This window comes from Actinopolyspora lacussalsi (assembly GCA_030803735.1).
Classification (GTDB): domain Bacteria; phylum Actinomycetota; class Actinomycetes; order Mycobacteriales; family Pseudonocardiaceae; genus Actinopolyspora; species Actinopolyspora lacussalsi.
The window spans coordinates 3,737,268-3,761,806 of record JAURUC010000001.1 but is presented as its reverse complement, the minus strand read 5'-3'; the positions used below and the strand labels follow the sequence as shown (position 1 = coordinate 3,761,806).

Annotated in this window: 22 protein-coding genes; 12 read left to right on the top strand and 10 right to left on the bottom strand. The window is 68.4% G+C overall.

Translation table 11 applies throughout. From position 1 onward, the window contains the following. Nucleotides 1–4: 4 nt before the first annotated feature. Entirely contained in the window at nucleotides 5–1,924 is a 1,920-nt protein-coding gene (locus J2S53_RS16875) for a glycosyltransferase (RefSeq protein ID WP_456242815.1), read from the bottom strand. A gap of 133 nt (nucleotides 1,925–2,057) precedes the next feature. Then, complete coding sequence (gene glf / locus J2S53_RS16870; RefSeq protein ID WP_092925371.1) at nucleotides 2,058–3,245, bottom strand: UDP-galactopyranose mutase; 1,188 nt, start codon at nucleotides 3,243–3,245, stop codon at nucleotides 2,058–2,060. A gap of 207 nt (nucleotides 3,246–3,452) precedes the next feature. Here glf and J2S53_RS16865 point away from each other — a divergent pair, with 207 nt between their 5' ends. Next, a complete protein-coding gene (locus J2S53_RS16865; protein WP_456241778.1) occupies nucleotides 3,453–4,529 on the top strand; it encodes an N-acetylmuramoyl-L-alanine amidase in 1,077 nt (358 codons plus the stop codon). 390 nt (nucleotides 4,530–4,919) lie between these two features. On the opposite strand, the gene J2S53_RS16860 is transcribed toward J2S53_RS16865, so the two are convergent. Beyond that, complete coding sequence (locus J2S53_RS16860) at nucleotides 4,920–5,732, bottom strand: HAD family hydrolase (protein ID WP_456241777.1); 813 nt, start codon at nucleotides 5,730–5,732, stop codon at nucleotides 4,920–4,922. A 123-nt stretch (nucleotides 5,733–5,855) separates the two neighbouring features. On the opposite strand from J2S53_RS16860, the gene J2S53_RS16855 reads away from it, so the two are divergent. Further along, nucleotides 5,856–6,749 (top strand): LLM class flavin-dependent oxidoreductase, encoded by an 894-nt coding sequence (locus J2S53_RS16855; RefSeq protein WP_456241776.1) that lies wholly within the window; start codon nucleotides 5,856–5,858, stop codon nucleotides 6,747–6,749. Nucleotides 6,750–6,909: 160 nt separating this feature from the next. After that, complete coding sequence (locus J2S53_RS16850) at nucleotides 6,910–7,554, top strand: endonuclease (RefSeq protein WP_456241775.1); 645 nt, start codon at nucleotides 6,910–6,912, stop codon at nucleotides 7,552–7,554. Nucleotides 7,555–7,645: 91 nt separating this feature from the next. On the opposite strand, the gene serS is transcribed toward J2S53_RS16850, so the two are convergent. Continuing rightward, nucleotides 7,646–8,905, bottom strand: coding sequence for a serine--tRNA ligase (gene serS / locus J2S53_RS16845; protein ID WP_456241774.1), 1,260 nt, complete (start codon nucleotides 8,903–8,905; stop codon nucleotides 7,646–7,648). A 145-nt stretch (nucleotides 8,906–9,050) separates the two neighbouring features. On the opposite strand from serS, the gene J2S53_RS16840 reads away from it, so the two are divergent. Next, a complete protein-coding gene (locus J2S53_RS16840; protein WP_456241773.1) occupies nucleotides 9,051–10,082 on the top strand; it encodes a septum formation family protein in 1,032 nt (343 codons plus the stop codon). A 5-nt stretch (nucleotides 10,083–10,087) separates the two neighbouring features. After that, nucleotides 10,088–10,438, top strand: a complete 351-nt coding sequence (locus J2S53_RS16835) for a metallopeptidase family protein (protein ID WP_092925666.1) — start codon at nucleotides 10,088–10,090, stop codon at nucleotides 10,436–10,438. A 33-nt stretch (nucleotides 10,439–10,471) separates the two neighbouring features. On the opposite strand, the gene pheA is transcribed toward J2S53_RS16835, so the two are convergent. Further along, nucleotides 10,472–11,395, bottom strand: coding sequence for a prephenate dehydratase (pheA, locus tag J2S53_RS16830; protein ID WP_456241772.1), 924 nt, complete (start codon nucleotides 11,393–11,395; stop codon nucleotides 10,472–10,474). Between the two features lie 148 nt (nucleotides 11,396–11,543). Here pheA and J2S53_RS16825 point away from each other — a divergent pair, with 148 nt between their 5' ends. From J2S53_RS16825 to J2S53_RS16815, 3 genes are all read left to right on the top strand, one after another. Then, nucleotides 11,544–12,143 carry a macro domain-containing protein gene (locus tag J2S53_RS16825; RefSeq protein ID WP_456241771.1) on the top strand — a complete coding sequence of 200 codons (600 nt, stop codon included), beginning with the start codon at nucleotides 11,544–11,546 and terminating at the stop codon, nucleotides 12,141–12,143. Nucleotides 12,144–12,273: 130 nt separating this feature from the next. Beyond that, nucleotides 12,274–12,801 carry a DoxX family membrane protein gene (locus tag J2S53_RS16820; protein WP_456241770.1) on the top strand — a complete coding sequence of 176 codons (528 nt, stop codon included), beginning with the start codon at nucleotides 12,274–12,276 and terminating at the stop codon, nucleotides 12,799–12,801. A 102-nt stretch (nucleotides 12,802–12,903) separates the two neighbouring features. Beyond that, nucleotides 12,904–13,539: a response regulator gene (locus J2S53_RS16815; protein ID WP_092978274.1), complete on the top strand. Its 636-nt coding sequence runs from the start codon at nucleotides 12,904–12,906 to the stop codon at nucleotides 13,537–13,539. Nucleotides 13,540–13,564: 25 nt separating this feature from the next. On the opposite strand, the gene J2S53_RS16810 is transcribed toward J2S53_RS16815, so the two are convergent. From J2S53_RS16810 to J2S53_RS16790, 5 genes are all read right to left on the bottom strand, one after another. Next, a complete protein-coding gene (locus J2S53_RS16810; protein WP_456241769.1) occupies nucleotides 13,565–14,719 on the bottom strand; it encodes a GAF domain-containing sensor histidine kinase in 1,155 nt (384 codons plus the stop codon). Nucleotides 14,720–14,853: 134 nt separating this feature from the next. Beyond that, a complete protein-coding gene (locus J2S53_RS16805) occupies nucleotides 14,854–16,038 on the bottom strand; it encodes an arginine deiminase (protein WP_456242814.1) in 1,185 nt (394 codons plus the stop codon). Nucleotides 16,039–16,166: 128 nt separating this feature from the next. Further along, nucleotides 16,167–16,994, bottom strand: coding sequence for a CPBP family intramembrane glutamic endopeptidase (locus J2S53_RS16800; RefSeq protein WP_456241768.1), 828 nt, complete (start codon nucleotides 16,992–16,994; stop codon nucleotides 16,167–16,169). 107 nt (nucleotides 16,995–17,101) lie between these two features. Next, a complete protein-coding gene (locus J2S53_RS16795; RefSeq protein ID WP_456241767.1) occupies nucleotides 17,102–17,872 on the bottom strand; it encodes a DUF2470 domain-containing protein in 771 nt (256 codons plus the stop codon). A 472-nt stretch (nucleotides 17,873–18,344) separates the two neighbouring features. After that, nucleotides 18,345–19,532: a homogentisate 1,2-dioxygenase gene (locus J2S53_RS16790; protein WP_456241766.1), complete on the bottom strand. Its 1,188-nt coding sequence runs from the start codon at nucleotides 19,530–19,532 to the stop codon at nucleotides 18,345–18,347. Nucleotides 19,533–19,704: 172 nt separating this feature from the next. Between J2S53_RS16790 and J2S53_RS16785 the strand changes: the two genes are divergently transcribed. The 4 genes from J2S53_RS16785 (at nucleotide 19,705) to J2S53_RS16770 (ending at nucleotide 24,521) form a co-directional block, all read left to right on the top strand. Next, nucleotides 19,705–20,568 carry a hypothetical protein gene (locus tag J2S53_RS16785; protein WP_245755324.1) on the top strand — a complete coding sequence of 288 codons (864 nt, stop codon included), beginning with the start codon at nucleotides 19,705–19,707 and terminating at the stop codon, nucleotides 20,566–20,568. After that, nucleotides 20,565–21,770: a fumarylacetoacetase gene (gene fahA / locus J2S53_RS16780; RefSeq protein WP_456241765.1), complete on the top strand. Its 1,206-nt coding sequence runs from the start codon at nucleotides 20,565–20,567 to the stop codon at nucleotides 21,768–21,770. The genes J2S53_RS16785 and fahA overlap by 4 nt, the downstream gene beginning before the upstream one ends. A gap of 4 nt (nucleotides 21,771–21,774) precedes the next feature. Then, entirely contained in the window at nucleotides 21,775–22,476 is a 702-nt protein-coding gene (locus J2S53_RS16775) for an IclR family transcriptional regulator (protein ID WP_092977965.1), read from the top strand. A 527-nt stretch (nucleotides 22,477–23,003) separates the two neighbouring features. Continuing rightward, nucleotides 23,004–24,521, top strand: coding sequence for a cytochrome ubiquinol oxidase subunit I (locus J2S53_RS16770; RefSeq protein WP_456242813.1), 1,518 nt, complete (start codon nucleotides 23,004–23,006; stop codon nucleotides 24,519–24,521). Nucleotides 24,522–24,539 lie beyond the last annotated feature (18 nt).

The following is a 24,539-nucleotide window of genomic DNA, read 5'->3' as shown; positions in this document are numbered from 1 at the left end:
CGAATCACTCGTACATCCGCTTCCAGGACTCCGGACTGGTCAGTTCCGGCAGCGCCTGGCGGTATGCGTCACGCAACCGGGGCCACTCACTGACGAGCTTGCGGTAGTCGGCCAGAGCCCGCCTGCCGAGCCTGCGGAACTCGTCCGGGTCACGTCGCCGGAACACGGTACCGCTCCCGTCCGCGGTGGATACGGTGGCACTGTCCAGCGCACCGAGCAGGAACCAGAGCGCGTTCGAGGACGGGATGTTCAGCTGCGGCCGTTGCTTGGCGTTCGGATCGGGGGCCTTGAGGTTGTGCAGCAACGCCTGGGAGGCACGCTTGGCTATCCGCACCGGGTGTACCGGCGGGTCCAACAGCGCTTCGGCCATGGCGGGATTGGCGGAGGGAGTCGGTAGTTCCCGGGCGGAGGAGTAGGTCTGTGCGTCGGAGTAGTGCTCACGCAGCTTGCGGACCTCCGGTAAGGCGGTTCGCAGGCTGTCGAAGAGCCCCTCGGGCCCGGCCATGAAGTCCTCGACGGCCTTGAGCTGCACCGCGACCGTGGAGTACTCCATGGAGAACAGGTGTCGCAGCGTGAGCTTCAGGCTCTGCTTGACCAGGTTCTTGCGCACGTCGTCCGGGCTGTGCAGCGCGGCGAGGATGAGCCTGTTGCGAGTGTGGAAATAGGCCGTCCAGTCCGTCGCGTCGTTCTTGTCGGTCCAGGGCATGTGCCAGACGGCGGCCCCGGGCAACGAGACGGTCGGATAACCGCGTTCGCCCGCGCGCAGGTGATACTCGGCGTCGTCCCACTTGAGGAAGAGCGGCAGTGGCAGACCCGTCCGCTCGATGACCTCCCTCGGGAACAGGCACATCCACCACCCGTTGTAGGTGGAGTGGATGAGCTTGTGCAGCTTCCTGCTCTTGCGCAGCGGGTACTGGGCGAAGTCGTGATCGGTGGCGGCTCCGGGTGCGGCACGCCACATCGCTGCACCGAGATCGACGACCTCGCCCATCGTGTGCAGCCGTGACCTGGCCTGGAGATTGAGCATGTGCCCACCGACGACCACAGGCTGCACCGACGCACGCGCGAAGGCGTTGGAGCGCAGGACGCCGTCGGGTTCCAACGCGATGTCGTCGTCGAACAGCATCACTTGTTCGGCGTCGGAGTTGTAGATCCCCTCGTACATCACGCGGGTGAACCCACCGGAACCACCGAGGTTGGGCTGTTCGATGACGTGGAGCTTGTCGCCGATCCGACGAGCGGCCTCGTCGAAGCCCTCGGTCTCGCGGATCTTCTGCGCCCCCTGGTCGGCCACCACCACACGTTCGACGAGATCGAGGACCTGCGAGTCCTCACCCAGCGTCTGCAGTGTCTGCACGCAGTCCTCCGGGCGCATGGTGGTCGTCCCCACCACCACCCGCTGCTTCGGCAGTTTGAGGTCGGTGGTCCAGGCCGCCTCGTCGAGTTCGATGTCACCCTCGTTGGTGAACAGGTCGAACCAGATCCAGCCGCCGTCCTCGAAGGGCTTGAGCGAGATGCGGAACTCCAGCCGACGCCAGGACTTCGGACTGGATACGGCCGTCCCCTCCAGGTGCACGATGTCACCGTTCGGCTTGGAGCGGTAAACGTCCAGCCTGCCCGAGCCACGAACCTTGAGCCGCAGCACGACCTCGTTCAGCTTCGTCCAGCGTTTCCAGTAACTGGCGGGGAACGCGTTGAAGTACGAGGCGAACGAGATGTTGGTGTGTACCGGAGCACGCAGCGATCGGCGGGACAACACGGTGGCGTGCTGCGAAGCGGCTTCCGGCTCGTCGAGGTAGAGCGGACGGGCGTCCATCGGGTCCTCCGGGCGGGGGAGCAACACCCGCTGCAGCACCTGTTCCGCCCCGATCCGCTTGCCGCCGGTACGGACCGTGGCCGAGTCGGCGAGCTTGCTCTCACCCACGGCGTGCGCGGAGTCACTCTCCGTCCCGGAAGCCGTCGTGTCCTGTTCCGAGGAGTTCCGCTCCGCGGCGTCCTGCTCCAACTGATCCGACTCGGCCAGGTCAGGCTCGGTCGGAGAAGTCCGGTCAGTCACGTCAGTCCTCCATCGAGCCGTCCAGCGAGCGGCCCTCGGTGAAGTAGGGGTAAACCTTGTTGTCGAACATGCTCAGCGCGGATCCGATGGCCATGTGCATGTCCAGGTACTTGTAAGTGCCCAACCTGCCGCCGAAGAGCACCTTGCGCTCCTTCGCCTCCCGTTTGGCCAAATCACGGTAGGCTTCCAGCTTCGCCCGGTCCTCGGCCGTGTTGATCGGGTAGTAGGGCTCGTCACCACTCTCCGCGAACCGCGAGTACTCCCGAACGATCACGGTCTTGTCATTGGGATAGTAATCGCGCTCCGGATGGAAGTGCCGGAATTCGTGGATCCGCGTGTAAGGGATCTCCTCGTCGGCGTAGTTCAACACCGGCGTGCCCTGGAAGTCACCCGTTCGCACGACCTCGGTCTCGAAATCGAGGGTTCGCCAGCCGAGCTCACCCTCGGAGTAGTCGAAGTAACCGTCCAACGGACCGGTGTAGACGACCGGAACGTCGGGCAACTGGTCGCGCACGTCGAAGTAGTCGGTCTCCAGCCGCACCTCGATGTTGGGGTGATCGGCCATCCGACGCAGCCAGGCGGTGTAACCGTCCACCGGCAGACCTTCGTAGGTGTCGCTGAAGTAGCGATTGTTGAAGTTGTAGCGCACCGGCAGTCGAGTGATGTTGGCAGCGGGCAGTTCCTTGGGATCGGTCTGCCACTGCTTGGCGGTGTAACCGCGCACGAACGCCTCGTAGAGCGGACGACCGATCAGCGAGATCGCCTTCTCCTCCAGATTCTTGGCGTCGGCGGTCTCGATCTCGGCAGCCTGCTCCGCGACCAGCGCCTTCGCCTCGTCGGGGGTGAAGGCACGTCCGAAGAACTGGCAGATCAGCCCGAGGTTCATCGGGAAGGAGTAGATCTGTCCCTGGTACCGGGTGAAGACCCGGTGTTGGTAGTCGGTGAAGTCGGTGAAGCGGTTGACGTAGTCCCACACGCGCTTGTTCGAGGTGTGGAACAGATGCGCACCGTAACGATGCACCTCGATGCCGGTTTCCGGCTCGGCCTCGGAGTAGGCGTTACCACCTATGTGGTGCCTTCGCTCCAGCAGCAGTACTCGCTTGTCCAACTGGGTGGCGGCGCGTTCAGCGATCGTAAGTCCGAAAAATCCGGAACCTACGATTATCAGGTCATAACCTCCGAAGCTCACAGCCGCGAGGGTAGCGTTAGACCGATCGGGTGCCGAAACCGCGTGCCATCAGCGACTGATCGTGTCGGTTTCGCGATCGTGGTTTCGGATAACGAGGCTTCGCCGGGCGCGTGAAGTTATCGGGTCGCATACTGCCCCGCGAAGGTGTGAACAACTCACATCGAAGACCACCCTCCGGGGCTCCCGACAATGTGAGCGAGGCGACTTATGCTCCGCGGCTTAATCGTCGGAACCATCGCACTGGCCACGACCACACTGCTGACCACCGGTGCCGCCGGTTCGACCACGGAACGATCGAGTCCGACTCGCGGAGAGACCACGGCGGTGCACCGGTCACTGTCCGAGGCACCGGGAGCACGGGACTCACCGGGCATACGCACGGTGCGGACCCGAAAGCGGTTCAGCATGGTCGCTGTCACCTGGGACGGGAAAGCCCCGGACCGGACAACGGCACAGTACCGGCAGGACGGGCGCTGGAGCTCCTGGCACGAGCTGTCGCCACTGGGTTCCTCCGGGCACGGCGGCAGCGATGTGTCCGGCGCGGCGGGCGCGAGCGGTGCCTGGTGGACCGGGCCGAGCTCCCGCATCCGGATACGCGCGGTTCGGGCGGGCGAGCACGTGACCGGGGAGCTGGAACTGATCGCGATCACGCCGGGCACGGAGCCGGTGCGTTCGGAAACCGAGCGGCGGACCGCACGGCCGCCGGTGGTGACCCGCGCGGAGTGGGGCGCCGACGAGAGCATGATGCGCTGGCCACCGGAGTACTCGGCCACCACGCGGGCGGCGATCGTGCACCACACCGTGGAGACGAACGACTACACCTGCGCGCGCTCCGCCGAGGTGGTCCGGGGGCTGTATCACTATCACGCCGTGGAGCTCGGGTGGGGCGACATCGGCTACCACGCGCTGGTGGACAAGTGCGGCACGATCTTCGCCGGACGTACCGACGGACTGCGACGCCACGTCGTGGGTGGCCACACCCAGGGATTCAACGGTCAGACCTTCGGGGTGGCGCTGATCGGCAACTTCGAGACCGCCTACCCGACCGAGAGCGCGCTGCGTTCGACCGGAAGGATCGCGGGCTGGAAGCTCGGCACCGTCGGTCGTGATCCGTTGGGGCAGACCACGCTGGTGTCCGGGGGAGGCAGGGGAAACAAGTACCCCGAGGGCACCTCGGTCACGTTGCCCAGGATTTTCACCCACCGCGACGTCGGCGAGACCGCCTGCCCCGGTGACAACGTCCACGCCCGGATGGACACCATCAGACAGGCCTCGGCCGGATGATCCGTGGTCGATTCGCGTAGCGATGCGGGTGACGGAACCTCTCGCGGGCTCTCGCTGCGGTGAGGCCCGACTGGCCCGACTCCGGTAGCGGCCTCCGCGATTTCGTGGGAAATCTACGCACACGAGGCCGCACCGCCGCACTGGGGCGTCAATTTCTCGCGAAATCGCCGCGCCGCTACGACGCAGCGCCGCGCTCCGACCACTTCCACGGGCCGCGCTCCGACCGCTCTCGCCACCGGCACCGCCGCGGGTTCTCCGGTGCGGCTCTCGCGAGGACGGCCCCGACGTTGTGTAGGTCGCTACCCGATGTCGGGGCACCCGCAGCGAGAGCCGTGCCAGAGGCTCCGCCACCCGCACCGCCACGCAAACCGCGCCGCCGACAGCAGGAGGTCACCACCAGCGTTCGAGCACGGTTGCCACCCCGTCGTGGGTGTTGCTCGTGGTCACCTCGTCGGCGACCTGGCGAACATCGGGGTGTGCGTTGCCGACCGCCACGCCGTGCCCCACCCACTCCAGCATGGGGATGTCGTTGGGCATGTCGCCGAACGCGATGACGTCGCGGGGATCAGCCGCCAGCTGCTCGGCCACTCGCGCGAGCCCCGCCGCCTTGTTCACGCCCGGCGCGGACAGCTCCAGCAACCCGGCGCCGGTGGAGTAGGTGACCCCCAGCCGTCCTCCGATCACTTCCTCCGCGACGGGCGCCATCTCGGCACTGGTCATCCGCTCGTGCATGACCAGCAGCTTCACCACCGGCACACCGACCAGCTCGTCCCGCGCAGCGATGCGCAGGTCCGGGTTGGGCCAGCAGCGGTGGAACGCGGACTCGGCGATGAACTGCTGGTCCAACCGGTCGTGCGCGCCGCTGGTGGAACGCTCCACCCCGAAGGAACAACCCGGTAAGGCGTCGCGCAGCTCGCCGGTCACCTCCCGCAGGGTCGTCGGGTCGATCGCCGTACTGTGCAGCACCCGGTCCGCCGCCGCGTCGTAGAGCACCGCCCCGTTGGAGCACACCACCGCCCCGGCCACGCCGAGACCGGCGACGATCCGCGGGACCCAGCGAGGTGGACGACCGGTGACCAGCACGAACGGGGTTCCGGAGTCATGAACGCCGCACGCGGCGCGCGCGGTGCGTTCGCTGACCCGCTCCGCCGGGTCCAGCAGGGTTCCGTCGACGTCGGAAGCGACAAGGGATGGTCTGCGCACCAGACCATTCTGCCGTGCCGAACCGGTTATCGGGACGCGATGCGCACCACTTTCATGGCACATGCCGCCTACGCCGTGCCTACCTCTCGTAGCGGAGCGGCATGAACGTATACGGTCACGAGTGTGCGCGTTGGGATAGTGATTCTGCCCGAACACCGTTGGTGGGCCGCGGAGCCGCTCTGGCGTATGGCGGAGGAGTACGGCTTCGACCACGCCTGGACCTACGATCACGTGGGTTGGAGATCGTTGGTGGACAAACCGTGGTTCGACGCGGTTCCCACCCTCACGGCGGCGGCCACCGTGACCTCCCGGATCAAGCTGGGCACGCTGGTGAGTTCCCCGAATTTCCGACACCCGGTGCATTTCGCCCGCGAGGTGACCGCGCTGGACGATGTCAGCGACGGCCGCTTCCTGCTCGGCCTCGGCTCGGGAAGCAGCGGTTTCGACGAGCGGGTGTTCGGAACCGAGCCCTTGTCCATCTCCGATCGGGTCGAGCGTTTCGGGGAGTTCACCGAGCTGCTGGACTCGATCCTCACCAACGACAACGTCAGTTCCGACGGCAAGTACTACTCGGCGGTGGAGGCGCGCCGCTCCCCCGGCTGCGTCCAGACACCGCGTGTCCCGTTCGTGGTGGCCGCGGAGGGAACCCGCGCGATGCGCCTCGCCGCGCGGTTCGGCAACGGGTGGGTGACGAACGGCCGCGGATCGGGCGCGGAAGTGACCGGCGATGAGGCGTGGTGGCGGTCGCTGCGGGACAACACGGAACGTTTCGAGGAAGTACTGCGGGAGCGGGGGCGCGTGCCGGGAAGGGTGCCGCGCTACCTGAACGCCGACGCCGGCTCGGTCTACTCGCTCAGCAGCGTCGAGCGCTTCAGGGACGTGCTGGGCAGAGCGGGCGAACTGGGGTTCACCGACGTGATCGTGCACTGGCCCCGGACGGAGGCACCGTTCGCTGGGCAGGAGTCGGTGCTGGAGGAGATCGCATCGGAGGTGCTGCCCGGCCTGAAGGAGCACTGACCCGCTGCGGTGTGACCCGCTGCCGTGCGAACCGCTGCCGTGCGAACCGCTGCCCGCGAGGCGGAACGACGCGGAATACCGACGGCTCGTGCCGGGTACCCGCCGAACGGAACGCGAAACGCTCGGAAGCGACAACCTCGCCGTCGGAAGAACCCGACCCATGACGACACGAACCACGGCCCGCCGCCTGTTGGACGTGGCGGGCACGACCTACGCCGCGCAGGCGGACATCACGCTGCGGAACCGACCGGAACCGCTGTACCGGCTGCTGGTGCTGTCGGTGCTGCTGTCCACCCGGATCAAGGCCGAGATCGCGGTGGCCGCCAATCGCGAGCTCGCCGAGTTCGACACGCCCGAACGGATGCTGCGTGCCACCTGGCAGCAACGGGTGGACGCGCTGGGACGTGGGCACTACGTCCGCTATGACGAGAGCACCGCCACCGCCCTCGGCCAGGGAGCGGAACTGCTGCGGGACGAGTACTCGGGCGATCCGCGCGAGATGCGTGCGGAGGCGGACGGGGACGCCGACGCGCTGCGGAAATCGCTGCGACGGATCCCGAAGCTGGGGCCGGTGGGGGCCGACATCTTCTGCCGCGAGGCACAGGCGGTGTGGCCGGAGCTGCGCCCCTACTTCGACAAGAAGGCCCTGACCGGCGCGCGGCGGGTCGGTCTGCCGGGAGGTGCCGAGGAACTCGCCGAACTCGTCGACGAGGAGGACCTGGCCCGGCTGGCCGCGGCCTGCGTACGGGTGACGCTGGAGAAGGGAACGGCGGAGCGGGTCACGCAACCCGCCACCACCGGGTGAGGGCAGGAGACCGAGTTCGGCCTGCCCGAGATTTTCCCGGCGGAACCTCCCGCCCGCAGCTGGCGGCGGGAGGTTCGGCGCCGGGTAGCGGCTACGGGGTCAGGACCTCGATACCGCCCATGAAGGGGCGCAACCCCTCCGGTACCCGAACCGAGCCGTCGGACAGCTGGTGGTTCTCCAGGATTGCCACGATCCAACGGGTGGTGGCCAGTGTCCCGTTGAGCGTGGCCGCGATCCGGTTCGCCCCGTCCGCGTCGCGGTGGCGGACGTTCAGCCGCCGTGCCTGGAACGTGGTGCAGTTGGAGGTGGAGGTGAGTTCGCGGTACTCCCCCTGACTGGGGATCCACGCCTCGCAGTCGAACTTGCGGGCGGCGCTGTCGCCGAGGTCGCCGGCGGCGGTGTCGATCACCCGGTAGGACAGTTCGAGTTTGCCCAGCATCTCCTCCTCCAGCGCCAGCAGCCGCTCGTGCTCCTCGCGGGCCTGCTCCGGCGGGCAGTAGGAGAACATCTCCAGCTTGTTGAACTGGTGCACCCGGATGATGCCGCGGGTGTCCTTCCCGTAGGAACCCGCTTCCCTGCGGAAGCAGGTGGACCAACCGGCGTAGCGACGCGGGCCCGCCGTGAAGTCGAGGATCTCGCCCTGGTGGTAACCGGCCAGCGGGACCTCGGAGGTGCCGACCAGGTACAGGTCGTCCTGCTCCAGCCGGTAGACCTCGTCGGAGTGCGCCCCCAGGAAACCGGTTCCCTCCATGACCTCGGGGCGAACCAGCACCGGCGGCACGGTCAGCGTGAAACCGGCCGCGGTGGCGCTGGCCGCGGCCATGTTGAGCAGTGCCAGTTCGAGTTGGGCCCCCACACCGGTGAGGAAGTAGAACCGCGCCCCGGAGACCTTGGCCCCGCGCTCCATGTCCAACGCGCCCAGCGAGATCCCCAGTTCGAGGTGATCGGCGATCCCGAAGTCGAACTCGGGCGGCGTGCCGACGTGCTTGAGCACGACGTAGTCCTGCTCGCCCCCGTGCGGGGTCTCGGGTTCGATGATGTTGGAAACGGCCCGCTGCGCCCGTTCCAGTTCGGCGTCGGCGGCGGTCTGCTCGGCCTCGGCCTCCTTGACCCTGTTGGCGAGCTCCTTCGCCTCGGCGAGCAGACGGTCGCGTTGCTCGCCCGACGACTTGCCGACTTCCTTGCCCATCCGCTTCTGCTCGGCACGCAGCTCGTCGGCGCCGGCCACCGCTGACCTGCGCCGCTCGTCGGCGGCGAGCAGTGCATCCACCAGAGCGGAGTCCTCCCCGCGGGCGCGCTGCGAAGCGCGCACGGCGTCGGGATCCTCGCGCAGCGTCTTCAGGTCGATCACGGCAGGTCAGCCTAGCTTGTCGCAGCCGGTGTGCCCCAGCCTGGGTGGCCCCGCGTGCCCACCGGCGTGGTCCGCGCCTCCCTCGGGAACGAAACACACCGTGCTGTGCGCGTTCCGATGTCGGGCCAGGCAGTATGGAGGAGTGATGGCCGAGCCCCCCGAATCACCGTCGGAGCAGAACTCCGGCGACAAGAATTCCTCCCGTGGCGACCGGAGCCGGCAGGGAGCCGCGAACGCTCGACTGGTGATGATCATGGCCGTTATCGGCGCCCTGCTGGTGTTCACGGTAGCTGCGCTGCTGAACTGGCCCTCCGCCGAGAACCCGCCCCCCGGAGTGGCGCAGCAGCCCACCACGACGGCCCCTCCCCCCGACTTCGAGGCACCGGCCGGGACCTGCCTGAACTGGACCCAGGACGATGCCAGCGACATCAGCGAGGTCCCCTGCTCCGAACCGCACCTGTTCGAGATGACCGGCACCACCGAGGTGTGGGCGCGGTTCGGTCCCGACGCCGAGTTCCCCAGCACCGAGGTGTTCAACGAGATCAAGACGAAACGTTGCGCCGACGTGGCACGGCAGTACCTGCCGAACGGCCTCGACCCGAACGGCCGTTTCGAGGTCAGCGCCTTCCTGCCGAGCAAGCAGAGCTGGAGCGACGGCGACCGCACGCTGCACTGCGCGCTGCAGCAACCGGGACCGGTAGGCCAGTTGTACCGCTTCACCGGCAAGGTCGACTCCCTCGACCAGTCCGACATCTACGACGTGGGCACCTGCCTGGGAATCAGCGGTTCCGCGGTGTTCTCCCCCGTCGAGTGCTCGAAACCGCACTCGGTGGAGATGACCGGTGTCGCCGATCTGAGCCAGAAGTTCGAGGACGGCCATCCCGCCACCGAAAAACAGGACGAGTTCCTGCTCACGACCTGCCAGGAACAGCTGGCCGACTACGCGGGCGGCAAGAACGTGGCCGAGGACAAGGGATTGTCGCTCTACTGGGACAACATCTCGAAGGAGAGCTGGCAGGTCGGATCGCGCAAGGTCAACTGCAAGGTGGCGGCCACCCTCGACGACGGCGGCTTCGCACCGGTGACGGGCAGTGTCACCGGCGAGATCTCCATCAGCGACCAGCCCGCACCCGAGAAGACACCACAACCGGGAGTTCCCGCCGACGGCCAGAGGTGAACGAGATGCCGGTGGAAATGTCGTCACAGCGTTTCGAGGAGCTGGTCGGCGACGCGTTGGACCGGGTTCCGCAGCAACTGCTGCGGGAGCTGAGCAATGTGGTCATCCTGGTGGAGGACCGCAACCCGGACGACGAGTCGCTGCTCGGGCTCTACGAGGGGGTCGCGCTGACGGAGCGCGACAGCAACTACGGCGGAGTGCTGCCGGACAGGATCACGATCTACCGGGAACCACTGCTGGAGATGTGCTCCAGCGAGCAGCACCTCGTGGAGGAGGTCGCGGTGACCGTGGTGCACGAACTGGCACACCACTTCGGGCTGGACGAGGAGAAGCTGCACGCGCTCGGCTGGGGCTAGCAGCGGCCCGGGACTCAGGCAGCGGCCCGGGACTCAGGCGGTTCTGCCCCTGCGCACCTCGCTCAACCACCGCATCGAGCGACGAAAGGCCTGTTCGGAGTCGGACGCCCGCACGCTGACGGGATTGCTGTCGGCCTTGGGGAACGATCCCAGGAAGCGCACCTCGGAACAGCGACGGTGCAACCCGGTCAACGCGTCGCCGATCCTGGTGTCGGCCACGTGGCCGTCGAAGTCGAGGAAGAACCGGTAGGCGCCGAGACGGTCCTTGGTGGGCCGCGACTCGATCCGGCTCAGGTTGATGCCGCGCAGCGAGAGCTCTGACAGCACCTCACCGAGTGCCCCCACCTCGTCGTGCGCGACCACGGCGATCGAGGTCCGGTCGGCCCCGGTCGGCTCCGGCAGGTGACCCGGGCGACGGACCAGGAGGAACCTGGTGACCGCGTCGTCCACATCGGCGATATCGCTCGCCAACCGGGTGAGTCGGGAGTGGTACCGGTGGGCGACCGGAGCCACCACGGCCGCGTCCGCCGTGCCGTTCTCCACCTCCACCGCGGCGGTGGCGGTGGAAGCGGTGGGTACGTCCTGCGCCCGGGGCAGCTCCCGGGACAACCACCCGCGTACCTGCGCCAGTGCGTGCGGATGGCTCGCCACCGAGGTGACCTCCGAGGGGTCGGTTCCCGGGCGCGCCAGCACGTCGAACCGGATCGGCAGCACCAGCTCGGCGACGGCCACCACGGGGTCACCCGCCACCAGCCCGTCCAGGGTCGACGGAACGGCCCCTTCGACGGAGTTCTCCATCGGCACACCGGCCGCTTCGACCTCCCCGGCCCGTACCGCCTCCAACGCCGAGTGCACGGTGTCGTGGGCGATCAGCTCTGCGGCGAAGTCCGCTGTCAGCTCACGCGCGGCCTGTTCGGTGAACGTGCCTTGCGGACCCAGATACGCGATTCGGGGCACGCGGCCAGCCTATGCCGAGCTGCTACGGGAGCTGTCACCCGGGCACTGCCGAAGAAACCCCAGTTCACACGTTAGTGGTAAAGATCATGCCCCCGGAGTGTGACCTACCCAATTACGCGAACCCCGTTCCGACTGCGATGCTGTGCACGTGACCGCGGATTCGGAGCGCTCGAGATACGGGGCGGAACCGGAGCTGCGGCTGGTCCTGTGCGCACTGGACGAGCCGCTGGCCGCAGCGTGGAACAGCATCGCCTACGGCCGGGAAGGCATCAGCGTTCACCACGGTTCGGTACTCGACACGCACGTCGACGCCGTGGTCAGCCCGGCGAACTCGTACGGCTGGATGCGGGGCGGGATAGACGCCGCCTACGCGAGCGCTTTTCCCGATGTGGAACAACAGGTGCGCAGTGCCGTACTCGCCTACCACGGGGGCGAGCTTCCGGTCGGCGAGGCGCTGTTGGTCCCCACCGGCTGCCGAGTACCCGCCTGGCTGATCAGCGCCCCCACCATGCGGGAACCGAGCGAAACACTGCCGGGTGACACCGTGCACCCCTACCTGGCGGCCAGGGCGATGCTTCGGCTGTGGTCCGGAGCGGTACTGGACAACGGGACCCCGGTGCGCCACGTGGTGCGTTCCATAGCGCTGCCCGGGCTGGGAACCGGGGTGGGCGGCGCGGCGCCGGAGCTCTGCGCCAAGCAGACGGCAGCCGCGTGGGACGAGGTGTTCGCACGGGTGGACACCGCCTGACCGCGCGGAATCCGCCCTACCCGCGGGCATCGTCGAGCGGTGACTCCGCCCCGAGCGGAACGGAGCGCGGAAGCGTAACGTCGGCCACGTCGCAGGCTGGCTAGGTGTAATACCTCGGGAGGTTTCGTCGATGCTCATCCGCAGGCTCGCGCGTCCACTGCTGGCTTCGATCTTCGTCTGGGGCGGTATCGGAGTCTTCCGCGACACCGAGGGGCACGCCAAGGCGGCCACCCCGCTGTTGGAGCGAGCCACCGCTCCGGTCAAGGACAGTCTGCCCCAGCAGGTACCCACGGATCCCCGAACCCTGGTCAAGATCGACGGCGCGGTGAAGATCGGCGCGGGTGTGCTGCTGGGACTCGGCAAGGCACCGCGGCTGGCCGCGTTGCTGCTCAGCGGCAGTCTGGTCCCGACCACACTCGCGGCGCACTCCTTCTGGGAGATCGACGATCCGGAGCAGCGCGCCGCACAGCAGATCCACTTCCTGAAGAACCTCGGCCTGCTCGGCGGGCTACTGACCACGGCGGTGGACACGAAGGGCAAGCCCTCGGTGGGCTACCGGGCCCGCCAGGGCGCGCACCGAGCCGTCGAGCAGACGCAGCAGAGCGTCCCCGGCAAGGGCGGTAAGAAGAACTGCCGGGGCGGGAAGTTCCGGCACTAGGAACCGCCGAGTTCGCGGGGCGGGACGATTCCGGCCCGTCGGAACGACCAGCTGGACACCCTGCCCGACCGCGCGGCGGAGCACGCCAGTAGCGTGGAGGTCGTGCAGGTACGCGTGCTGCTCGTCGACGACCACGAAGTCGTGCGCAGAGGGCTGCGCGATCTACTGGACACCGAGCCGGACGTCAACGTCGTCGGCGAGGCGGGCAACGTGGACGAGGGACTCGTCCGGGCCCGCGCGGATCAGCCGGACGTGGCGGTCGTGGACATGCGGCTGCCGGACGGCGACGGACTTCTGCTGTGCCGTGGGCTGCGCGAGTTACCCGAACCGCCACGCTGCCTGGTGCTGACGGCGTTCGACGACGAGCAGGCCCTGGTGGGAGCGATCAACGCGGGCGCCTCCGGCTATCTGCTGAAGCAGGTGCGGGGCCAGGACCTCGTCAACGCGGTCCGCGAGGTCGCCGCAGGGCGCTCCCTGCTGGATCCGGTGACCACGCGCCGCGTGCTGGACCGGATGCGCGAGGACAGCGAGAAACCGCCGGACGAGCTGGACACGCTGACGGAACAGGAACAGCGGGTGCTGGAACTGATCGGCGAGGGCATGAGCAACCGCGAGATCGCCAAACGGCTGTTCCTCGCCGAGAAGACGGTGAAGAACTACGTGACATCGGTGCTGGCCAAGCTGGGGATGGCACGCCGCACCCAGGCGGCCGCCTGGTACGCCCGCAGACAGGGCTGACCGGGTAGCGACACCGTCGCCGGACTCAGCTCGCGGCGAGTGGCACCTGCCAGGTGACGGTGCTGCCGCTTTCCGGGGAGGAGTCGACGGTGCAGCTGCCTCCGGCGGCTGTGGCCCGTTCCGCCATGTTGCGCAGTCCCCGCCTGGTCACGTCCCGCGGAACACCGCAACCGTCGTCGGTGACCTGCAACAGCAGCCCGTCGTAGGTACGTCGCACCCGGACCAGTACGTTCCGGGCCCCGGAATGGCGCACCACGTTGGAAAGCGCCTCGCGCAACGCCGCGCGTGCGTGGTCGGCCACCGCCACCGGAACCTCGTCGAGGTCGCCGGACAGCTCCAGCTCGGGCGGCTTGCCGAGCAACTCACCCGCGATGCGGACCTCGCCGCGCAGTGAATCCGCCAGATCCGGCGCCTGCCTCGACTGCTCGGGATCGGAGGAGGTCAGCGTGCGCACGGTCGCGCGCACCTCGGCGATGGTCTGATCGATCTGATCGGTGATCTCGGTCAGTCGCTTCGCGTCCGAGGGATCCAGATCGTCGGCGATCCTGCGGTCGAGCACGTTGAGCTGGACACCGGCCGCGTAGAGCCGCTGCACGATAACGTCGTGCAGGTCGCGCGCTATCCGCTCGCGTTCCTGGTAGACCGCGACACGTTGCCGGGCGGTGGATCCCTCCGCCAGCACCAGCGCCAGCCCGGCCTGCGCGGCCAACGAGGTCAGCAGATCCACGGTCACCCTGGTGAAGGGCTCCGCCCCACGCCTGCGGTACACCGCCAGCGCGCCCAACCTCCGTTCGTGCGTGCCGAACGGGGCCACGGCGAACGGACCGTACACCCGCAGTGCCCACGGGACGTAGGGAGCCGTCATCGGATCGTCGATGAGGTCGTCGACCACCACCGGAACACCGCCGTGTGCCACCTGGGAAGCGGCGGAGTGCGGTGAGAGCACCGAACCCACCGGGTCGGTCAACGGCTCGGGGGCGTGCGGACCGACGTAGGACGCCTCCACCGTGAGGTTGTCCTGCTCGTCGCGGACCATCACGAGCCCGAGGTCGGCTTCGGCCAGCGCGGCGGCACGCCGGACCACGAGCGGGAGCACCGCCCCCGGGTCCTCCTCCGCGAGGGCGGCCTTGGTGATCTCGGTGGAAGCGGCGAGCATTCGCCTGGCCAGCGTCGAATCCATGACACCCACGACGTTATAGCCATCCGGCGATTCACGCGCTCACCGCAGGAGCAACCTCACACCCGGAGTCCGATCGGGGAGTAGATTTCGCGCGAAATCGCCGCGCGGCGGAGGGAGCGGGGCCGGATGCGGTATCAGTACAGCGGATCCCGCACGATCGGCGAGGACATGCAGCGGGGACCGCCGCGTCCGGAGCCGAGTTCGGAACCGCTGATGCGCAGCACCTGGATGCCCGCTTCCTCCAGCCGCGCGTTGGTCTCCACGTTGCGTTCGTAGGCCACCAGCGTTCCCGGGGAGACCGCCAGCGTGTTGTTGCCGTCCTCCCACTGCTCGCGCTCGGCGGTGACCGGATCGAGGCCGGTGTCGACCACCCGCAGCCGGTCGAGTTCCATCGCTTCGGCGGCCGCACGGAGGAACGGCTCGGGGCCGGACACCTTGATGCCCTCACCGGCTGGCCGCAGCACGTAGGCGGTGAGGTGATCGCGGATCGCGGGATACATCAGCACCGCGTCGTGGTCGACCATCGTGCACACCGTGTCCAGGTGCATCGAGGCCCGGGTCTGCGTGATCGGCACCGCGAGCACGGTGTACGCGAGGCCGTCGGCGAACAGCGATCGGGCCAGCGACTCCGCGCCCGCGGGAGTGGTGCGCTCCCCGACCCCCACGGCCACCACGCCCGGCGCCAGCAGCAGCACGTCCCCGCCCTCGACCGGGGCGGAGTGCGCGCCGTAGGCACGGGCGGACTGCGCGAACCTGGGGTGGTAGGCGTAGACCAGGTCGGTCAGCGCGGACTCGCGGATCCGCGCGGGCATCGCCAGCGAGGTCACCGCCACCCTGTCGTCGATCCACACCGAGGAGTCCCTGGTGAACAGCAGGTTCGGCAGCGGGTCGATGGCGAAGTCGTGCGGCTGGTGCATCCTGCGAACCAGCGACTGCCCCTCGGCGGCGGGAAGTTCCTCGAAGGTCATTCCCGCCACCAGAACGCCGGTGAGCGTCTTCTCGTCCATGCTGGACAGGTAGGAGCACAGCGTGTCCGCCACCTCGGCGCCCAACCTGCGTTCGTCCACGCCGCTGTGCAGCGCCGCGGTGCGGGCCCTCGGGTCGCGCAGCGCCTCGGACAGCAGCTCGTCGAGCAGCAGCACCTCGACGCCCTGCTCGCGCAGCACCGCCGCGAACGCGTCGTGCTCCTGCTCGGCACGGTCCACCCAGGGAATCGCGTCGAACAGCAGTTGGTCGTTGTTGCGCGGGGTGAGCCGCTTGAGCTCACCGCCGGGGCGGTGCAGCAGCACGGTGCGCAGCGGGCCGACTTCGCTCGTCACGTGTGGGGTTGTCACGGTCCCGCAGCCTAGCCGTATCGAGCGAGAATAGCCGCATCCGACGCGAAATTCGACGGATCGTTAACCGATTCCGGCATGATGGGAACGGTTCGTTGTGCCGGGGTGTGCGATCAGGGCAGCCAACCCACCTGGTCGCGCAACAGGGCATAGCCGACGAAGGCGACGACGTCGATCAACGCGTGCCCGATGATCAGCGCGTGGATCCGGTTGGTGCGCTGCCACACCCGGCCGTAGACCAGCCCCATGACCACGTTGCCCACGAACCCGCCGAACCCCTGGTACAGGTGGTACGAGCCGCGCAGCACCGCCGAGATCCACAGTGCGCGGTTCTCGGTGGCACCCAGCTGCCGCAGTCGTGTGAGCAGGTAGCAGACCACCAGCACTTCCTCGGCCGCGGCGTTGCCCAACGCCGACAGCACCAGGACCGGAGCCCGCCACCACGCCTCGTCCAGGGTCGTCGGCTGCACGGCCAGGTTCAGTCCCAACGAGTGCGCCACCAGGTAAAGCCCCAGGCCGGGGATGCCTATCAGGGCGGCCAGCCCGGCACCTCCCGCGAGGTCCCGCCCCGGCCTGCTGTTGTCGAAACCCACGTTTCGCAGCGCGACACCGCCCTGCCACAGCAGGTAGACGCCGAGAGCGGCCCAGGCGAACAGGCGCAGCACACCCAGCAGCTGCTCCAGCAGGTCCAGCAGTCCCAACCGCGCCTGGGAGGCGTTGATCGCCACCGCCTGCTGGTCCAGCGACTCGGGACGCAACAGCGCGTCCAGCAGGGAAAGCAGGCTCTGCAACCCCGCCATGCCGAGCGTGATCGCGAAGACGATGATCAGCTCGACGACGATCGCCCTGCGCTTGCCCGGATCGGTGAGCCGGGCCGGCTCATCGGGTCGGTTCGGCAGTAACCAGGAACGCGGCGAGGCGGGACCGTGACTGGTGCTCACCCCGGAAACCCTACTGACCGTTGTTCTCCGATAGCGTCGCCGTGCCCTTCCGAACGGCGGAGCCGAGACGACCGCGCGACCGCCGCCGCTCGATCAACTCCGCGCGGTCACCGCTGCTCCGCCGGGAACGGGCATCCCATCAACCGCCGCAGTTCGGCGCCGAGCTGCTCGGAGTCCTCCACGGCACGGGAGAACCCGAGCCGGACGTCGTGGTCGCCGTCCGCCGATTCCACCCGGAGCCGTACTCCGTAGCGGTCCAACCCCAGCGGCCGCACGTGCCCGCCCCGCAACCGCTCCGGCAAGTAGCGGGTGAGCAGTCCGACCACGTCACGGTGGGAGAGTTCCAGGTGCCGCAGCCAGCCGTCCTCGTAGAGGCAGAACGGATCCGGCCGCGAGGCGGCGAACTCGGCGGAGTCGATCGAGCTGGTCTCCTCGGAATCCGCGAGTACCAGCGAGACGGCCTCCAACCGCAGTGCGGTCACGCCGTGCCCGACGTCCAGCAGTCGCGGGTCGGGGCGTTCCTCCGCGATCTGCAGTACCCGTTCGTGGCGTTCACCGCTGTCCGGGACACGCAGCCATCCGGTCAGCCAGATCAGCCCGCGCACCGGTTCACGCAGCCGTACCGGGGCGGAGTCGGCCACCTCCAGCACGGCACCGAACTCGCCGCGCGGAGCCTGCCAGACCGCCGCGACAAGGGGGTGCCCGTCCGAGAGCAGCACCGTGGCGGTGCCGTCCCGGTGGACGTGGTGCAGCAGCGGTTGAACCCGTTCGGCGTCGTTTCCGGAGGGCTGTACCGCCGCTCTGCCGCCCCGTTTGGCGATCGTGCGGGCACGTTCGGCGGCATCGGGCTTCGCGGGCGTGCGAGCGGTCTCGGGCATCGCTCACCTCCAGAGGCGGCACAGCAGGACTTATTAGGTAACCCTAACCCAGTCGACGCCGTTGTGGAAGTGACCCGATCAGGGATCGCCGCGTGGCGGAACCGCGTGCGGTGTACCGCGCTGTCGACCGGGGCCGGGGCGCCGTCGATCTCTCGCGAAATCGACGGTCCACTGGGGGCGGTGTGGCCCCGTGGGCGTAGATTTCTCGCGAAATCGCCGGTCCCGGAACCCTCGCCGGGAAGCGACCGTGCGGTTCGCAGCGCGATTGTCCCCGGTGCGTGAGTCGGATGCATTGCAAGACCGGGCCGCTCGCCGCGTAGGTCGCTACTCAAGAGCCGGCCCAACACAGCAAGGCGCCGACTCACGTGCCGGCTACCCGACCACCGCGCCAGAGCAACCGGCACAGCAACACGGCGAGAGCCGTACGAGAGGTTCCGCCACGCAACCAGCTGCGGAACACGAGCCGACCTGCTCAGTTGTCCGGCTTGTTGGTCACCCAGCTGCGGTAGTAGGTGGGGTCCTCGGATGCGGTGGCTGCCTCACCCAACCGCAACGGCCGGAAGGTGTCGATCATGACGGCCGTCTCGTCGAACCGCTCCGCGCCCAGCGACGCCTCCGCCGCACCCGGTTGCGGCCCGTGGCTGCACCCGGAGGGGTGCAGCGACAGCGAGCCGATGCCGATTCCGGAGCCCTTCCGCGCCTCGTAGTTCCCACCCACGTAGAACATCAGCTCGTCGGAGTCCACATTGGCGTGGTTGTACGGCACCGGGATCGAGTCCGGGTGGTAGTCCACCTTGCGGGGGCAGAACGAGCACACCACGAAGTTCGGCCCCTCGAAGGTCTGGTGCACCGGGGGCGGCTGGTGGATGCGTCCGGTGATCGGTTCGAAGTCGGCGATGTTGAACACCCACGGATACAGGCAGCCGTCCCAGCCGACCACGTCGAACGGGTGATGCTCGTACGTCATCCGGGTGAGGCCGTCGTGGTGCCGAACCAGCACGTCCACGTGCTCGCCCTCCAGCAGCAGCGGCTCCGTGGGACCGCGCAGGTCCCGTTCGCAGTACGGGGAGCTCTCCAGGAACTGCCCCTTGGCGCTGAGATAGCGCTTGGGCGGGCCGATGTGTCCGGTGGCTTCCACGAGGTACAGCCGGGGAGGTCGTTCGCCCAGCGGCACCACCCGGTACGTGGTGGAGGCGGGCAGCAGGACGTAGTCGCCCTCGGCGACCTCCAGGGCTCCGTAGATCGTCTCGAACCGTGCCGAGCCGTGCTGCACGTAGCACAGCTCGTCACCGGTCGCGTTGCGGTAGAGCGGGCTCGTGGTGTCGGGCACCGCGAAGCAGATCGACACGTCGCTGTTGCCGAACAGCAGCCTGCGCCCGGTGACCGCGTCGCTCCCGGCCTCGCCACGCGGGAACGCGAGCTCGCCGGTACGGAAGTGCCGTGGCCGGAGCGGCAGGTTGGGCTCGGTGGCACGTCCCTGTTCGGCAACCGCTTCGGCCGCGACGACCGCGGTGGGCAGTCCGCGGTGATACAGCAGGGCCGACTCCGAGGAGAACCCTTCGATTCCCATCAGTTCCTCGGCGTAGAGGCTGCCGTCCGGTTGACGGAACCGCGTGTGCCTCTTGCGCGGAATCTCACCCACTTGGCGGTAGTACGGCATACCGGCCTCCGGTCGATCGAGCGCGGCAAAGCCGAGCGCTGCGAAAACACAGGACTGATCGCCCAACGGTCACCTCTTCGCCCCGAATCGGCGGCGAATCGGACAATCCCGCAAGGCGTTCGTTTTGCGGACACTTTTGTTCACTGCCCGGCACGGCATTAGCGTGACACTCGTGTCAAGCGCTGTTGAACTCCACGCGCCCGGTCCGCGCGGTATTCCGCCCCTGTTCGCACGTCTGGTGGACGATGCCTCGCTGTTCCCGCCCGCCAACGCGTCCGTCGCTCAGGCGGTTGAGGAACACCTGCGTGCGCGGGACGGCGAGTACGCGGGGTTGCTGGGGCCGATCCTCTGCCAGGTCTCCCGCCTGCCGGAACTGATCACCGAACTGGCCAAGGCCAAACCGGCCGAACCCGTTCCCATGTCGCTGGTCTGCGACACCGGACTCGGCGAGGTGCCGAAGGCGCTCTCGATCATCGAGGGACGCCACGAACTGCTCTCGCTCCGAATGGTCGAGATGCCCGGACCGTCCGAGGTCGACGACGTCTGGCTGGAACGCGTTTCCGAGTTCGTCCCGGAGGACGTGGTTCGCGTCGTCGAACCACGACGTGGTGAGGGGTGGCTCGACGGGGTTCGTCGGGTCGCCGAGTTCGGCTGCTGGCCGAAACTGCGGTCGGGAGGTCAGACCGTCGAGTCCTTCCCCGGTGTCGACGTCGTGGCCGAGTTCCTGGCCGTGGCCACCACGCTGGAGGTTCCGTTCAAGGTGACCGCCGGAATGCCCCGCGCGGTGCGCCGTACCGACTCGGAGACCGGCTTTCCGCACCACGGTTTCCTGAACCTGCTGGTGGCCGTGGGGCGCGCCCTGTCCGGCCAGGACGTGCGCGCGGCCCTGGCCAGCACCGACGAGCGGGCACTGACCGAGGAGGCGTGCTCGCTCTCCGACGAGGCGGCGAAGGCGGTCCGGAGCGTGTTCTCCTCGTACGGGGCGACTTCGCCCACCGATCCCGTGTCCGATCTCGTCGAGTTGGAACTGTTGTGACCTGGATCGAGGACCCAGAGTTCGCGCCGGACCGCCCGTTCGGGCCGCAGACACTGCCTTACGGCGTGCTGGGCACCGCCAAGGGGCCGACGGTGGCCGTGCGGGTGGGCAAACACGCCGTCCCGCTGCGGGGCGTCGCCGACGAGCTCGGCCCGCGGGTGGGTGAGCTCGTCTCCGGTGACTCGTTGGATCCGCTGCTCGCGGCGGGACCGGCGGCCTGGCGCGAGCTGCGGGAACGCCTGCTGGAGCTGGTCGGGGCGGACTCACGTCCCAAGGGCGCCGAGTTGATCCGCACCGACTGGCACACCCAGCTGATGCCGTTCACCGTGGCCGACTTCGCCGACTTCTACTCCTCACGGCACCACGCCGAGAACGTCGGCAAGATATTCCGCCGCGAAGCGGAACCGTTGCTGCCGAACTGGACGCACCTGCCGGTCGGCTACCACGGCCGCTCCGGCACCGTGGTGGTCTCCGGAACGGACGTGGCCCGCCCCAACGGGCAGCGCCGCGTCTCCGGTGACCCCACCCCGGTGTTCGGGCCCACCCGCAGGCTCGACTTCGAGGCGGAGGTGGGCTTCGTCTGCGGCGGTGAACCCGCCACGTCGATCGAGACCGAGGACTTCGCCGAGCACGTCCTCGGGGCGGTGCTCGTCAACGACTGGTCCGCCCGCGACATCCAGTCCTGGGAGTACCAGCCGCTGGGGCCGTTCCTGGCCAAGTCGTTCGCGACCTCGATGTCGGGCTGGATCACCCCGCTCGCGGCACTGGAACAGGCCCGGGTCCCCACCACCGGCTATGATCACCAGCTGCTGGACTACCTCGTCGAGGATCGGCCGTGGGGTCTGGATCTGCGTTTGGAGGTGCGGTGCAACGACACCCTGCTGTCCCGACCGCCCTTCGCGGAGATGTACTGGTCGCCCGCGCAGCAGTTGGCGCACCTGACCGTCAACGGCAGCACGGTGCGACCGGGCGATCTGTTCGCCTCCGGTACGGTTTCGGGTCCGGAGCCCGATCAGCGGGGATGCCTGCTCGAACTCAGCTGGGGCGGCTCCGATCCCGTTACGCTGGAGGACGGCGAGCAGCGCACCTTCCTGCAGGACGGCGACCGCGTGACGATCAGCGCCACGGCGCCCGGTGAGCACGGCCGTCCGGTCGGGCTGGGGGATGTGTCCGGCACGGTGCTGCCCGCGGTTCGGAGGTGACCCGATGAGCACGAGCTCGGCCCGATCCGCCGGGGATCCCACTCCGGATCCCGAGCGGGAGCCCGCCGGAGCCACTCAGACGAAGGAGAGTTCGCTGACGCTGGAGCGCGGCCTCAACCTGCTGCAGGCGGTGGCCGATGCCGACAGTGAGGCACCCACCATCAGCGATCTCGCCACCATCGTCGGCGTCAGCAGGGCGGCGGTGTATCGGCTGCTGGGCCCGTTGCAGAGTCGTGGTCTGGTGCGGCGCGAGGGTTCCAAGGTTCGGCTCGGTCTCGGCGTGCTGTGGTTGGCGGGCAAGGTGGTGCCGCAACTGCGGTTCGCGGCACTGCCCGCGCTGCGCGCCCTGGCGGAACGCGTGGGGGCCACGGTTCACCTCACCGTCGCCGACGGCAACGAGGCACAGGCCATCGCCGTGGTCGAACCGTCCTGGACGAGCTATCACGTCTCCTACCGCGTGGGCACCAGACATTCCGTGCAGCGCGGCGCGGCGGGTCGCGCCGTGGACCTCTCGGAGGAGGGGCCGAAGTGGGTGGCCAGCGTGGGTGAGCTCCAGCCGGGGGCGTACGGGGTCGCCGCACCCGTGCGTGGTGTGCCCGGCCTGCGCGCCAGCGTGGGCGTGGTGGCCATGGAGCCGCTCTCGCCGGACGAGGTCGGGCCCCTCGTCGTACGCACCTGTTCCGCCGTCTCCGACGCTCTCGGGTAGTCGAATTGCCGGCTCGGTCTGCGTAGCTGGTTTCGTGGCGGAACCTCTCGCACGGCTCTCGCTCCGGGGAGGCCCGACATCGGGTAGCGATCTACACAACGTCGGGCCTTCCTCGCGAGAGCCGCACGGGAGAACCCGCGGGGGTGCCGACTGCGTGAGTGGTGGGAGCTCGGCCCTGCCGGGGGGGTGATCGGGGCTCGGCTCGCGTCGAAGGGGCGCGGCGATTTCGCGAGAAATCGACGGTGCCGGTGCGGACTGAAGTGGTCCCCGGGGCCGCGAATCGGGGCGGCTTCTTCGGCGGAATTTCGGACGGACGGTTTACAACGGCGGATTTCGGAGTGAGAATTCCGTTCATTCGTGGGTGAAGCCCTTCCCACTCACCTGACCGCGGCGCGATTCACCCCGAATCGGGCTACAGGTCCTCCCCTGTCAGGACCAACGTCCCGGTCGCCGCCAGGACCCTCGTCCGAGGGAATGAGGACGATTTGTCCTGCAATTCCCGTCGGCTCGGGAGCAGGCTGGTACGCGTGGATCTCCTCGACATCGCCAGGTGGCAGTTCGGGATCACGACGGTTTATCACTTCCTGATGGTCCCGTTGACGATCGGACTCGCGATCCTCGTCGCGGGAATGCAGACCGCCTGGTACCGCACCGGTAACGAGCGGTACCTGAAGATGACCAAGTTCTGGGGCAAGCTCATGATGGTCAACTTCGCCATGGGCGTGGTGACCGGCATCGTGCAGGAGTTCCAGTTCGGCATGGCCTGGAGCGAGTACTCCAGGTTCGTGGGCGACGTCTTCGGGGCGCCGCTGGCCATGGAAGGCATCGTCGCCTTCTTCGTCGAATCGGTCTTCCTCGGTCTGTGGATCTTCGGGTGGGACCGGCTGTCCAAACGGGTGCACCTGGCCTGCGCCTGGGCGTTCTCGCTGGCCACCGTGGCTTCGGCCTACTTCATCCTGGCCGCCAACTCGTGGATGCAGCACCCGGTCGGTGTCGAGATGGTCGACGGGGAGCCCCGGCTGAGCTCGATCTGGGCCGTGCTGACCAACAACACCCTGCTCGCGGCCTTCCCGCACACGATATTCGGGTGCTTCGCGGTGGCGGGCACGTTCGTGCTCGGTATCGCCGCGTGGAAGGTCTGGAAGCGCGACCGGCAGGGCATGCCGCACGACGAGGACCGCCGGGTCTGGCACAAGTCGATGCGGGTCGGCGCGTGGGTGGCGCTGTTCTCCTTCGTGGGGCTGGCGATCTCCGGCGACATCCAGGGCAAGCTGATGTTCGAGCAGCAACCGCTCAAGATGGCCTCGGCGGAGGCGTTGTGCCACACCGAACAGCCCGCCAGCTTCTCGGTCTTCGCCTACGGCGACGTCAGCCGCCCCGACTGCGAGAGCGTCAAGAGCATCACCGTGCCGTTCATGCTGTCCTACCTGGCCCACGGGGACTTCAGCACCGAGGTCAAGGGCGTGCAGCAGCTGCAGGGCGAGTACGCGGAGAAGTACGGCACGCACTACCCGGACGACCCCAGGTTGGGCGAGCTCGCGGGCGAGCGGATCGAGTACCAGCCGAACCTGCCGGTCACCTACTGGGGATTCCGGTTCATGATCGGCTTCGGCGCCGTCTCGGCGCTGGCCGCCCTGGGGGCGCTCTGGTTCACCAGGGGCGGCAGGTTCCCGCGCGGGCGGCTGTGGGGACCGCTGGCACTGGCGTCCATCGCCACCCCGTTCCTCGCCAACGTGTTCGGTTGGATCTTCACCGAGATGGGGCGCCAGCCGTTCGTGGTGGCCCCGAATCCCAACCCCTCGGGAGTGGACGGTGTCTGGATGTACACGGCGCAGGCCGTCTCGTCCGGCGTCTCACCGGGCGAGATGATGACCTCGCTGATCGCGCTGACCTCCGTGTACGGCGTGCTGCTGGTGGTGGAGGTGTTCCTGATGGTGCGCTACGCGCGGGGCGGCTTCGAGTCCGTAATGCCGCACAAGTCCTCCGACGACGACTCCGGTTCGGGCGGATCCGGCTCGGACGACGTCCTCTCCTTCGCCTACTGACGCCCGCCCGGAGGACGG